General features: G+C 35.4%; 12 protein-coding genes. 6 read left to right on the top strand and 6 right to left on the bottom strand.

Annotated elements, in window-relative coordinates; translation table 11 throughout:
- Positions 1-18: 18 nt before the first annotated feature.
- From glpK to RM51_RS00950, 6 genes are all read left to right on the top strand, one after another.
- Positions 19-1515, top strand: coding sequence for a glycerol kinase GlpK (gene glpK / locus RM51_RS00975; protein WP_039364041.1), 1497 nt, complete (start codon positions 19-21; stop codon positions 1513-1515).
- Between the two features lie 25 nt (positions 1516-1540).
- A complete protein-coding gene (locus RM51_RS00970; RefSeq protein ID WP_039364039.1) occupies positions 1541-2272 on the top strand; it encodes an MIP/aquaporin family protein in 732 nt (243 codons plus the stop codon).
- Between the two features lie 15 nt (positions 2273-2287).
- A complete protein-coding gene (locus RM51_RS00965; protein ID WP_039364036.1) occupies positions 2288-3088 on the top strand; it encodes a hypothetical protein in 801 nt (266 codons plus the stop codon).
- Positions 3089-3238: 150 nt separating this feature from the next.
- Complete coding sequence (locus tag RM51_RS00960) at positions 3239-3652, top strand: hypothetical protein (protein WP_039364032.1); 414 nt, start codon at positions 3239-3241, stop codon at positions 3650-3652.
- The gene (locus tag RM51_RS00955; protein ID WP_039364029.1) at positions 3652-4629 is read left to right on the top strand and encodes a hypothetical protein; all 978 of its coding nucleotides are present in this window, start codon (positions 3652-3654) and stop codon (positions 4627-4629) included. Before RM51_RS00960 ends, RM51_RS00955 begins: the two co-directional genes overlap by 1 nt.
- Before the next feature lie 28 nt (positions 4630-4657).
- Positions 4658-7357: a hypothetical protein gene (locus tag RM51_RS00950; protein ID WP_039364562.1), complete on the top strand. Its 2700-nt coding sequence runs from the start codon at positions 4658-4660 to the stop codon at positions 7355-7357.
- A gap of 89 nt (positions 7358-7446) precedes the next feature.
- Here RM51_RS00950 and RM51_RS00945 read toward each other — a convergent pair whose 3' ends face one another.
- From RM51_RS00945 to rpsG, 6 genes are all read right to left on the bottom strand, one after another.
- Complete coding sequence (locus tag RM51_RS00945; RefSeq protein ID WP_039364026.1) at positions 7447-8784, bottom strand: metal-dependent hydrolase family protein; 1338 nt, start codon at positions 8782-8784, stop codon at positions 7447-7449.
- Between the two features lie 48 nt (positions 8785-8832).
- Positions 8833-9327 carry a low affinity iron permease family protein gene (locus RM51_RS00940; protein ID WP_039364022.1) on the bottom strand — a complete coding sequence of 165 codons (495 nt, stop codon included), beginning with the start codon at positions 9325-9327 and terminating at the stop codon, positions 8833-8835.
- Positions 9328-9692: 365 nt separating this feature from the next.
- Positions 9693-10880 carry a retropepsin-like aspartic protease gene (locus tag RM51_RS00930; protein ID WP_039364016.1) on the bottom strand — a complete coding sequence of 396 codons (1188 nt, stop codon included), beginning with the start codon at positions 10878-10880 and terminating at the stop codon, positions 9693-9695.
- A 167-nt stretch (positions 10881-11047) separates the two neighbouring features.
- Entirely contained in the window at positions 11048-11353 is a 306-nt protein-coding gene (gene rpsJ / locus RM51_RS00925; protein ID WP_002661363.1) for a 30S ribosomal protein S10, read from the bottom strand.
- Between the two features lie 17 nt (positions 11354-11370).
- Complete coding sequence (fusA, locus tag RM51_RS00920) at positions 11371-13488, bottom strand: elongation factor G (protein ID WP_039364014.1); 2118 nt, start codon at positions 13486-13488, stop codon at positions 11371-11373.
- Between the two features lie 6 nt (positions 13489-13494).
- Complete coding sequence (rpsG, locus tag RM51_RS00915) at positions 13495-13971, bottom strand: 30S ribosomal protein S7 (RefSeq protein WP_034677991.1); 477 nt, start codon at positions 13969-13971, stop codon at positions 13495-13497.
- Between the last annotated feature and the right edge of the window lie 19 nt (positions 13972-13990).

Genomic DNA, 13990 nt, shown 5'->3' with positions numbered 1-13990 from the left:
CTTAATTACTATCATAGCATGAGTAAAAAGTTAATTCTCGCTCTGGACCAAGGTACAACGTCGTCAAGAGCCATTTTATTCAATCACAGCGGAGAAATAGAATTTGTTTCTCAGAAAAGTTTTGAACAAATATTTCCTACCCCGGGTTGGGTAGAGCATGATCCTAATGAAATTTGGTCTTCTCAGGTTTCCGTAGCGGCGGAAGTAATTGCCAAAGCCGGAATTTCCGGAAGAGAAGTTGCTGCCATCGGGATTACCAATCAGCGTGAAACTACCGTCGTCTGGGATAAAGAAACAGGAGAACCTGTTTACAACGCAATTGTATGGCAAGACAGAAGAACTGCGAAATATTGCGATGAATTAAAAGAACAAGGTCATGCTGAAACCATTAAAGAAAAAACCGGTCTGGTATTAGACGCTTATTTCTCAGCAACAAAACTAAAATGGATTTTAGATAATGTAGAAGGTGTAAGAGAAAAAGCAGAAGTCGGACAACTGTGTTTCGGAACAGTTGATACTTTCTTAGTCTGGAAACTTACACGCGGAAAAATGTTCATTACCGATGTTTCGAATGCAAGCAGAACCATGCTTTTGAATATCCATACTTTGGATTGGGATAATGATTTATTGGAATTATTTGATATTCCAAGGGCGATTTTACCGGAAGTGAAGCAAAGCAGTGAAATCTACGGAGAAACAGCCACTACTCTATTTTCCACAAAAATTCCGATTGCAGGAATTGCAGGAGATCAGCAGGCGGCACTTTTTGGACAGATGTGTACGACTCCCGGAATGGTAAAAAACACGTACGGAACCGGCTGCTTCCTTTTAATGAATACAGGAACTGAAGCCGTTGCATCAAAAAACAATTTATTGACAACCGTTGCCTGGAAAATTAATGGAGAAGTCAACTATGCTTTGGAAGGAAGCGTATTTGTAGGCGGTGCCGCAATTCAATGGTTGAGAGATGGATTAAAATTGATTCAGTCGGCAGAAGAAGTAAATGCTTTAGCACAATCTGTTGATGATAACGGTGGTGTGTATTTTGTTCCTGCTCTCACAGGTCTAGGTGCTCCTCAATGGGACCAGTACGCTCGCGGAACCATCTTTGGCGTAACTCGTGGAACAACAGACGGGCACATCGCAAGAGCAACTCTAGAAGGAATTGCCTTTCAGGTTTATGATATTGTAAAAGCAATGGAAGCAGATTCCGGAAGAGAAAGTTTAGAATTAAGAGTAGACGGTGGTGCTTCTGCAAGTGATATTTTAATGCAGATTCAGTCAGATATTTTCGGATTTAAAATTACAAGACCAAAAACATTGGAAACAACAGCATTGGGAGCAGCTTACCTTGCCGGACTTGCCGTTGGATATTGGGAAAGTATTGATGAAATTAAATCTCAATGGATCGTTGATAAAGATTTCCATCCACAATTGGAAAGAGCAGCAGTTGATAAAATGGTCAACACCTGGAACAAAGCGGTTCAGCGTTCTCAAAGCTGGATTGAAGATTAATCACATATAAAACAAAATTAAAACTATGACTCCATTTGTAGCAGAAATAATCGGCACCATGCTGATGATACTTTTAGGAAACGGCGTAGTGGCAAACGTTGTTTTGAAAGATACCAAAGGAAATAATTCCGGATGGATCGTGATTACCACAGCTTGGGCTTTGGCCGTTTTCGTTGGCGTAACGGTTGCAGGACCCGTCAGCGGAGCGCATTTGAATCCAGCCGTGACTTTAGGATTAGCCTTTGCAGGAAAATTCTCATGGGATCTGGTTCCTACTTATATCGCAGGAGAAATGATTGGTGCCATGTTGGGAGCTTTCCTTGTCTGGCTGTTTAATAAAGACCATTTTGCCATCACAGAAGATGAAGGTGCAAAATTGGCTTGTTTCAGTACAGGTCCCGCGATCAGAAAACCGCTTTCCAATATTATTAGTGAAATTATCGGAACTTTCGTTTTGGTATTTGTGATTTTCCATTTTGCAGATCCAAGTGTTACTTTACATAATGATCCTACCGCAAAAATAGGTTTAGGAAGCGTTGGTGCTCTACCTGTTACCCTTTTAGTTTGGGCAATTGGTTTGTCTTTAGGAGGAACAACAGGTTATGCCATCAATCCGGCCAGAGATCTTGGACCAAGAATTATGCATGCTATTCTTCCCATAAAAGGAAATAGTGATTGGGGCTACGCCTGGATTCCCATTACAGGACCAATCATCGGAGCTGCTCTTGCAGCAATACTCTACTGCCTCATAACTTAATCGACAGTTTAAACAATGAAAAAACTCTTTTATATATGCCTGATTGTATTAGGCACAGGGAATCTTTTTGCCCAGGAAAATACCGAAGAAAAGGAAGACAGCAGATTGGATTTCACAGCAAATATTCAAAACAATCACCTTTGGAGAGGTTTAATTATTACGGATAAACCTGTTGTAATGGGAAATCTTTCCTACGCTTTGGATAAAGATAAAAAATGGAAAGTCGGAATTTGGGGAGCTTCAGCTTTGGCAGATGACAAAGACAACACCCATTACAAAGAAATCAATTATTATATACAGTTTTCCAACGGAAGATTTTACATCGGATTATGGGATCTGTTTAATTCAAGAAACATCAATACAGCCATTGCTTCGGATGATATTTTTAATTATTCCAACAGAAAAACGGCTCATATTATTGACTTGAGAACGAATTATACGTTCGGTGCCTCATTTCCTTTAAATATTGAAGCAGACATCATGTTGTACGGGGGAGCCAATGCAGGAGAAGTTGTTTTGGAACCGGATGGAAGCTATAAAAAGAATAAATATTCAACATACGTTCAGGCAAGCTATCCAGTAATTAAAGATAAAAAAGTAAATCTTGATGCTTTTGTAGGAGCAGGTTTTGCTTTAAATGACAAAAAATTTCTTTACGGAAACGGGGAAAACAGCTTTGATATTGTAAACGTTGGAGTAAAGGCTACCAAAACTTTAAAAATTACGGATCATTACAGCCTTCCGGTTGCTATGATGGCCATGTGGAATCCGTCGAATAAGTTTGCAAGAATACAGTTGGCAGCAACGGTATTTTAAATACAAATTGTTAGTAATTCATAAACCATCTCTTTTTGAGGTGTTTTTTTGTTTTTTGGAATTAGCTAAAAGTCCTTTTCCAAAAGCAATCACCGTGATTTTACGGTTTAATTTTTGCTGAGTTATTTTTAATTTTGAAAAAAATTTAAGATGAAAAAACTATTTTATTTATTCATTCTGTGCATTGGCACATTATCATTTGCTCAGACCAAAGTACCGTTTACAGGGAAAAGAAGTTTTAATATTCTGGAAGGATTTAGCGGAAGCGGAACTCCGGCTTATTATGTTGATGTAAAGAAAAACGGTGATGTCCATTTCGGATATGTACAGGTAAATCAGGCAGACGGTACGGAAACTTCAGAAGATATTAATGTAGGAAAATATCATACGGGAGTAATGAAAGTACATTTTAAAAAATTTAATGAAAAATGGGATTTCAAGTTTAATAAAGATAAAATATATTTTACTGATGATGCCGGAAAAATCATGAAGTCTGAGGATTGCTGTTCTGCAGAAGAATCAGATAACTCAAGTTGTGAATGCGAAGGAATACTATACAAATAATGAAAATAGTAAAACTTTTATTTATATTTTTCTTTATCGCTTCCTGCAGTAAGAAGGAAAATCATTCCTATGGTTTTTATTACTGGAAAACAAGGCTTGCTTTAAATGAAACCGAAAAGAAAACATTGAATCAATCTCCATCGCCTTATTTATATACCCGTTTTTTTGATGTAGATAAAATTGATAATAAGTTTCAGCCTGTAGGCGTTATTACAAAAGACAAAAGTTTTGAAACTGGAAAGAAGATTGTCCCAACAGTTTTTATCACCAACCGCACTTTTCTTTACATTAAAAAAGACGAAACCGCTTTCCTGGCCAAAAGTGTACACAACCTTATTCAAAAGAAAATTGCCGAATATCATTTTATCACAAATAATGAAATCCAGATTGACTGTGATTGGACTGCCGGAACACGGGATGATTATTTTAAATTTTTAAAAGAATTAAAAAAAATATCAGGGAAAGAAATTACCTGCACACTCCGGCTTCATCAGGTAAAAGATAAAAGCCAGACAGGAATTCCTCCCGTAGAAAAAGTCTACCTCATGTGCTACTCCACTTCTTCGCCATTGGAAAATTCTGATAAGAATTCTATTCTGGATGTCAGTATTTTGAAAAGCTATCTTTCAAAAATTGATGAATATCCCATCAAAAAAATTGAAGTTGCTCTTCCTATTTATTCGTGGGGAATTGTTACCAATCATTTGGAAAAGCATAAACTGATTAATGCTTTATCTAAAAAAGATCTTAATAACCCTAATTTCAAAAAGATTACAGAGAACACGGCCGAAGTTCTGAAAGATGGTTTCTATTTCGGGCATTATCTCAATAAAGGCTTTACCATAAAAGTTGAAGAGATTTCTGATGACCAATTCAAAGAAGTCGTTGACTTCCTTCAAAACAAAATCCATAATTTTAACATTATATATTATCAATTAGATAGTAAATTTGTATACAATCAGGATTTTAATTTTTAAAATCAACATTAAAAAACACCACATTATAATGAAAAAGTATATTCTTTCACTCTCCGTTTTGGCGCTTTTTTATACAAAATCAAACGCCTGTGCATGGTCTGATCCGGATTATGAATATTTCAACTTATTTACACAGAGTATTATTAAGGACAAATCATATTTACCTTTTCTGCTGAGTTACTCTACCCGATTTTATGATCAGTACAAACAGGGGTTGATTCCAGATGAAAATATAGATTCCTGGAAAAAATTCTTCAATAATCAGCTTTCTTATTCAGAAACAGATTATCTTGTTCATAAGATCAGCCTGAATGATCTTAATGATTTAAAAAAAGGAACTCCAAATAATCCTTTACTGAAAAAACTAGGATTTGGATTTTACCAGAAATACAAGGAAGCAATTGATTACTTAATTGAAGCTAAATATCTGGAGCCTTATATGAGTATCAATTTTGTAGAGAATGAAAATTCATTTTACTACAACGGGAGCAGCAATGATAAGAATGCTACGAATCTTGATTACAATAAAACAATTGCAGCATTAACTTCATTATACAATGCTGCAAGGAATCCTGAAATCAAACAAAGATACGGGTACCAACTTGTCCGTTTCAATCATTACACAAGAAATTACGATGCAGCGACACTCGCTTTCAAAAAATATGTTCAGCCGATTCAACTGAAAGGCGCGCCTTATTTTATGGCTCTTGATCAACTTGCGGGAGCACAAAGAGGATTGGAAATGAATTCCGACGCCAACTGGAATTTCTTTCAGGTTTTCATGAACAGTAAAAACCGTAAGGAATCTGCGTTTGTCTCTATGAAGCTTTCGGATACCGCATCTTTTAATAATATTATGAAAAGAGCAGGAACGAATGAAGAGAAAAACATGGCTTATTTTCTTTTAGGATATGAAGATTTCAACAATCCGATTCCGATCATGGAAAAGATGTTTGAGATTGATCCGAATTCTGAAATCCTGAAAGTGATGGCAGTAAGAAGCATCAATGAACTTGAAAGAAGCTATCTTCCGATTTATTATTATTCCGACAATAAGAATACTACTGTTCAGAAAAATCCAACTGATAAAACTTCATCAGAAGCTCCGGTGGTGAAAGAAGAGAAACTTTCTTTCTGGCAGAAAATTGTGCGCTTTTTTAAAAATCTATTTGGCGGCTCGGAGTCTGATAAAGATAAAACTGAAAACAAAGCTGACCAAAGTGATGATGATTTATTGGAAAACCCAAACAGAATTCCTGTTTTCACAAAAAACAATTATTGGTATGATGAAAAGACCAAAGACTATTTGGATGATCTGGAAAAATTCACCAATAAGACCAAAGAGAAATCCAGTGATGAATATTGGCAGATTGCAGATGCTTATCTGAAATTCTTGAAAAAAGACTATAAAGAGAGTACCAAAATTTTAGAAGATATTAAAACCAACAATCCGGAATATCTTGAACAGATCAAGAGAATGAAAGTGCTGAATGATATTGTTTCTCAACCTAAAATAGACGCAGAATATGAAGATCATCTCATGAAAGATTATGCAGAGTATTTTATGGAAAAAGAAGTAAAAAAAGACAGTACGAATACTAATGAATATGATTATTATGGTTCTGTTCCTTCAACAGCTGATTTTCTGAAAGATGTTTTAGCCAATCGCTATTTCCTTCAGGGAGAAGATGGAAAATCGTTCCTGATGAATAATAAACTTTCTGACTTACAATACAATCCGAATTCGAGTTTGGTAAAGAGTGTAGAAGATTTCTATAGAAAACCGAATAAAACTCAGTTCGAGCAACAAATCATTGCTAAGAATATGGATAACGTAGGTAATATTGAAGCGTTTTTCGCCACGATTTATGGTGACAGAGCCATGAGAACTGCTGATTTTGAGAAAGCGAAATCTTATTATCAGAAAGCACAGAGTTTCGCCGGAATTCCGAGGGAGGATTATGAGAAGTATAATCCGACAACCGGGAAATACGAGAAGTTAGTGTATAACGGAACCAACTATGATGGTTTCAATAACATTTCCGATTATGTTTTCGGGCACAATGTCTGGGAAAGTTTTGGTAGTCCGGATGATCAAAGTATGGAAAATGAAAACTACACCGCATTTCCTTTTATTAAACCTAAGATGAATAAACTGCAACTTGCCGATGCTTTAATTCAGCTTAAGAAAATAGGATCCGGAAAAGATGAGAAATCTGCAAAAGCCAATCAGCTGATAGGAAATCTTTTGTACAATACTTCTATTTTGGGTTACTACAGAGAATTGTTCGTGATGGATATTGACAACAGCAACGGAGGAAAATATGACTTCTGGCAAACTGAACAGAAAAATCCGTATCAGTATTATTATAAAAATTTCTTAGACAGGTCTTTCATTGAACCTGATAATTTTGATTTGGCTATTAATTATTATAAAAAAGCATTGAATCTTTCCACAAAAAAAGAAGAGAAAGCCAGAATACTCTTCCAAATGGCAAGTGCCGAACAGGGAAAATACTATCAGTATGAAGCCAAAAACCAAGCGAACATTGATTATTCTGATCCTAAATGGTCTGAAAAAACAGATGCTCACCAAAAAGAACTGGATAATATTAAAAACCAAAAATACAGAACTTACTTTGCCTTACTGAAAACACAGTATGCGAATACAGAAACCTCGAAAAACCTCTTGGGAAGCTGTTCTTATTTCGGTTACTTTATGAAGTAGTTTTTAAAATAAAAAAGGAATCAAATTGATTCCTTTTTTTTTTATTTTTCTGTGACACTCTTCATGTCTTTTTAAATGATTCGTTGAAATTACTTTATAATATTCTTATATATCTTCCCATCTTTTACAATCACTAAAAAATTCTTAGCGGGTTTTGCAATAACTGATAAATCTTCGATCGGGTTCCCATCTACCAATAAGACATCCGCCAATGCTCCTTCTTCTATCACACCAATTTTTCCAGGATATGGACTTCTTAAACCCGACAGCTGTAAAAGTTCTCCGTTATCATGGGTGACCATTTTCAGTATTTCAGCATTATTAAACCATGGCTTTAATTTTAGAATGTATTCATTTTGTTCTTTATTTAATTCAGGTTCAAAAAGAAAATCCGTTCCCCAAGCCAATTTTACTCCAAGCTTTTTTGCCATTGGCCATAGCTTTTTCTGACCTTCAATAACAGGCTTTCTTTTTTCTCTTCGCATTTCTGCCATTTCAGGAGAAGACTCCAACAGATTTTGAGTACTTAGCCAGATTCCTTTATCCGCCATCAGCTTCAACGTTGATTCGTCCAATAATTGCCCATGCTCAATACATTTTACTCCCGCATCGATGGCTCTTTTTATGGCTCTCGGTGTATAAGCATGTACAGTGACATAAGTTCCCCAGTCTTCAGCTGCATCTACTGCAGCTTTCATTTCATCAAGAGTATATTGCGTAACATCTACCGGGTCATAAATAGATGAAGTTCCACCTCCTGCCATTACCTTGATCTGACTGGCTCCGAATCTTAAGTTCTCACGAGTTGCTGTAAGCACTTCATCTCTCCCATCGGCAATAAAAGTAGCATCGAACTCTTCAGCTCTGGAGGGCTTTCCAAAAAATCTCCTGGATTTTTCATCCGGTGTTCTAAAATCTCCATGCCCCGATGTCTGACTGATAGTGGCTCCGGAAGGCCAAATTCTCGGTCCTTTTATCTGCTCTTTATCAACAGCTGCTTTCAGTGGAAATATAGGACCTCCTACATCTCTTACACTCGTAAACCCACGCATCAGAGTCGCTTCAGCAGATTGCCCAACCTCCTTCATTGCTGTAGTCATATTGAAATCCGGAGACATCATCTGCTCCATGGTCAAGGCACCAAAGGTAAGATGTACATGCACATCAATCAGGCCAGGCATTAAAACTTTGCCATTCCCGTTAATGTTAATTACTTTTCCTTTTACGGCAATAGGTTTAGCATCAATTTTTTCGATTTTGTTCTCCTTAATATAGACATTAAGGGGTTTTGAAAGTGTCGGGGAATTCCCATCAAAAATACGAACATTGGAAAAAATAATTTGTTCTTCATTCTTTTCCTGTGCTTTTACAACTGTGGGGGAAAGGGATAAGGTGATTAGAGAACATAAAATGGAATAGATTTTCATATTTATAATTTTGGATAATTAAAGATAAAAATTTTCCCAATGAAAAATCTAGATATTTTTTTGCTGTTGTTTCTGCAGCCACTCTTCATGTTTCCTTTTGAAAAATTCATGTTTATAATCCTGATTTCTTTGTGCCGCATCTATTGAGTGGGAAGTGTGAATGTCAGCATCTTCTTTGGCAAACTGAGACAATCTTTCGTAATAACAATGAAGCTGATCAAGTTCTTTCTCTGTAAGGTCTTCAATATCTACAATCCGGTTACTTGCTTTTTCATTGGCTGCAATTAATTCGTTCAACTTTATTTGAATAGCCTTTGAATCTTTATTCTGTGATTTTTGAATCAGGAACACCATTAAAAATGTAATAATAGTTGTCCCTGTATTGATCACCAACTGCCATGTTTCGGAATAATCAAAAACAGGTCCGGAAGCTGCCCATACCACTACGATGAGTGTAGCTCCTATGAAAGCAAATGGACTTCCGGTAAATCGGGTTGCCCAATCGGAAAATTTTTCAAAAACGCTTTTATCTGATGTAGCCATTTGTATTAGTTTTAGCAGAGTATCAACATCAAAAACTCCGCCGAAGTTGGCAGAGCTTGAGTCAATTGTATGGGTTGGTTATTCATATTTCATTGCTTTATCCCTTTCGATATAATATGTTTCTATAAACCCGACTGTATTATACGTCTCTTTCAATTTTTTATTTTTAATCAATGTAAAAATAAAATTGGATCCTGAGTCTTCAAGCTGAAAATTATGAAAACATGAATTAAAGACAAAATAAAATCCGTCCCAAAAAGGAACGGATTTTTTATAATCATTAGTGTGCAATTATCACACTTTAATTTCAACGTCTACACCTGAAGGAAACATGGATTTATTTTAAAAATTAAATAACAATAGTATTAATTTAAAATATAATCAAACTCCTTATTACCTCTTTTAAAAGTTACTTTTATTTGATTCTTTTTACTATTTAAATAGTCCAAAATATTACAATATTGATCATGATCTACATTTGTTGTATTTATTGAATCAATCTTAATAACCTGATCGTGAAGTTTAAGCGTCTTATTTGCCGATTCTTTCCAAAAAAAACATAGTTCTATTTGATTTTTATTAGTTTCTGACTTACAAATTTTTATTTTCGGCAGTGAAGTAAACCTGCTCTTTTCTTCACTTATTCCAAATGCAATCTCATTTTTAAAAAAATTAAAAATAAAACCATTTTCTAAAATTACTCTGTTACCTATATTCGGTTTCATTTCTGCTACAATAACCTCATATTTACTAAAATCATAATTACCTAAACTAAGATTCTCAATATCAGTTTCTTTTCTTAACTCTATATCTTGTCCTCCATTTATGGTATAAATGGTATTATTATTTGCTTTTCCTCTCACCAAATTATAATGGGACCCAAAACTAAATTCTTTTATATAAACCTGTTCAGGTATAATAATCGTTCCGAAATATCCTGTATCAATAAGTGCTAAAAATTTATATTCATTGATTTTGAGTTCACCAATTGGGACACTTCCATACCATTGCAATTGAACAGGCTTATTATAACCATCATAGGGAAAAGGAGTTTGAGAAAAAAATAATTTATCTTCTTTTTTTACGTATTTCCAATTTAGCTTTTTAAGCACATTGGCTCCCAAAATTCCGTCATATTTTATACAATTAATTTTAAAAAGTTTGGTCATATCAAATTTAGTAAAAGCAAAATTTGAGAATTGATTATTTCCAATTTTAAAATCAAGATAATACAAATCTTTTCCTTCTTCATTTCCTACAAAATCTTGAATTTTAATTATCTTTTTCTTGGAATCAACTATATCTTTAAAAGTTTGGTCATCAAGTACAGAAACAGAAGCTCCTGTATCTATCAAAAATTTATAATTTTTATCTTTAATATTTATTACTACGAATAAGCCATTATCCGTATTTCCTACCGGAAATATTTCTTCTACTGTATTCTCTAGTTTTACATCACCATCAAATAAATATTCAAGATTATTTGGACTTTGTGATAAATAAAAAGTAAAACTTAAAAGAAAAAATAGAAATGAGTACAATGGCTTATTCATAGATTTTTATTATATATTTTAAGTACTAATTAATTTCCTCCAAATATACTTGTTCCAATACCTATCGTAAAATATTATAACCTATTTTTAATAATATCACATCAACAAAAAATCCCTCTTCTTTCGAAAAGGGATTTATATAATATGATAAGCCAAAGGCTCAATTATCACACTTTAATTTCTACGTCAACTCCTGAAGGAAGTTCTAATTTCATTAGAGCATCAACAGTTTTAGAAGAAGAAGAGTAGATATCCATCAATCTCTTGTGAGCTGATAATTGGAACTGCTCTCTTGCTTTCTTGTTTACGTGCGGAGATCTCAACACAGTGAAGATTCTCTTATTCGTTGGCAATGGAATTGGACCGTTTACAACAGCACCAGTAGCCTTTACCGTTTTTACGATTTTCTCAGCAGACTTGTCTACCAAGTTGTAATCGTAAGATTTTAGTTTTATTCTGATTCTTTGTGACATTTCTTGTACTTTAAAAATTAACCTTTTGCTTTAGCAATAATATCTTCAGCAACGTTTTGAGGAGTAGCTTGATACTTCTCTAATTCCATAGAAGAAGTAGCTCTTCCTGATGAAAGTGTTCTTAGAGTAGTAACATATCCGAACATTTCAGATAATGGAACTGAACCTTTGATTACAACGGCACCGTTCTTTTCTTCTTGTCCACTGATTGTACCTCTTCTCTTGTTAAGGTCACCAATGATGTTACCCATATATTCTTCTGGAGTTACAACTTCCAATTTCATAATAGGCTCCATGATTACTGGCTTAGCAGCACGTCCCGCCTCTTTGAATCCTAATTTTGCAGCCATTTCGAAAGAAAGAGCATCAGAATCCACCGCGTGGAAAGATCCATCCTTAAGAGTAACTTTAATACCTTCAACTTCGAAACCAGCCAAAGGACCGTTCTTCATTGCAGCTTTAAAGCCTTTTTCAATTGCAGGAACAAATTCTCTAGGAACGTTACCACCTTTGATCTCATTGATGAATTCTAAACCAACTTTACCTTCGTCTGCAGGTCCTAATTCAAATACAATATCAGCAAATTTACCTTTACCTCCAGATTGCTTTTTGTAAACTTCTCTGTGGTTGGCAACTCTTGTTAAGTTTTCTTTGTATTCTACCTGAGGTTGTCCTTGGTTTACTTCAACTTTGAACTCTCTCTTCATACGGTCTACAATGATATCCAAGTGAAGCTCACCCATACCAGAGATGATCGTTTGTCCAGAAGCCTCGTCAGTTCTTACCGTAAACGTTGGATCTTCTTCAGCCAATTTAGCTAGAGCGTTACCCATTTTATCTTGGTCAGCTTTAGTTTTAGGCTCAACAGCGATACCAATTACCGGATCAGGGAAAACCATAGATTCAAGAATGATAGGGTTTTTCTCATCACACATCGTATCACCAGTTTTGATAGATTTGAATCCTACAGCAGCACCAATATCACCAGCTTCAATATATTCTACTGGATTTTGCTTGTTAGCGTGCATCTGATAGATTCTAGAGATTCTTTCTTTATCACCTGAACGAGTGTTCAAGATATAAGAACCTGCATCTAGTCTTCCAGAGTAAGCTCTGAAGAATGCTAATCTTCCCACGAATGGGTCAGTAGCAATCTTAAATGCTAAAGCTGCGAAAGGCTCATCTACAGATGGTTTTCTTGTGATTTCAGCGTCAGTTCTTGGGTCAGTACCTTTGATATCATCTTTATCCAATGGAGAAGGCAAGTATTTACATACTGCATCCAACATAAACTGTACTCCTTTGTTCTTGAACGAAGAACCACAAGTCATTGGGATAATGGATAAATCGATAGTAGCAGCTCTCAATGCAGCATTGATCTCTTCTTCTGTAATTGAATCCGGATCTTCGAAGAATTTCTCCATCAAAGTTTCGTCATATTCAGAAACAGCTTCTACTAATTTCTCTCTGTATTCTAAAACTTCATCTTTCATATCGTCTGGAATTGGAACTACCTCGAAAGTAGCACCTTGTCCAGCTTCATCCCAGATGATCGCTCTGTTTTTAATTAAGTCAACTACACCTTTGAAATCTTCTTCAGCACCGATTGGTAAAACGATTGGAACTGCATTAGATCCTAACATGTCTTTAACCTGGTTTACCACGTTAAGGAAGTCAGCACCTTGTCTGTCCATTTTGTTTACGAATCCCATTCTAGCAACTTTGTAGTTGTCAGCAAGTCTCCAGTTTGTTTCAGACTGAGGCTCTACTCCATCTACTGCTGAGAATAAGAATACCAATCCATCCAATACTCTCAAAGATCTGTTTACTTCTACTGTGAAGTCAACGTGTCCCGGTGTATCGATAATGTTGAAGTGGTAAGGTTGAGTTTCAGGTAATTTTTTACCTTGGTCTGTTGGAAAGTTCCAAGAACAAGTAGTTGCAGCAGAAGTAATAGTAATACCTCTTTCTGCTTCCTGCTCCATCCAGTCCATTGTAGAAGCACCATCATGAACTTCTCCAATTTTGTGGTTTACACCTGTATAGAATAAAATCCTTTCTGTAGTGGTAGTTTTACCTGCATCAATGTGCGCAGCAATACCAATATTTCTTGTAAATTTAAGATCTCTACCCATTTCAGATTAGAATTTAAAGTGTGAAAACGCTTTGTTAGCTTCCGCCATTTTGTGAGTATCACTTTTCTTTTTGAAAGCAGCACCTTCTTCTCTTGAAGCAGCTACAACTTCATTAGCCAATTTCAAAGCCATAGACTTATCATTTCTCTTTTTAGAGTAGCTAATTAACCATTTCATTGCCATAGAAATTTTTCTATCAGCTCTGATTGGCATAGGAATCTGGAAGTTAGCTCCACCTACTCTTCTAGAACGTACTTCTACGTGAGGCATAACGTTTGTTAATGCATCTTTCCAAATTTCAAGGGCTGTTTTCTCAGTTTCTCCTTTTTTAGTTTCTACGATATCTAATGCATCATAGAAAATTTTGAATGCGATTGACTTCTTACCGTCAAGCATTAAATTGTTTACGAATCTCGTTACCAATTGATCATTAAACTTTGGATCTGGTAACAACGGTCTTTTTTTCGCTTTCGTCTTTCTCATTGCTTCTGTACCTTATTTA

The organism is Chryseobacterium taiwanense, assembly GCF_000813825.1.
GTDB classification, from domain to species: Bacteria; Bacteroidota; Bacteroidia; order Flavobacteriales; family Weeksellaceae; genus Chryseobacterium; species Chryseobacterium taiwanense.
The sequence above is the reverse complement of the archived record's forward strand: the minus strand, read 5'-3'. Positions and strand labels throughout refer to the sequence as shown.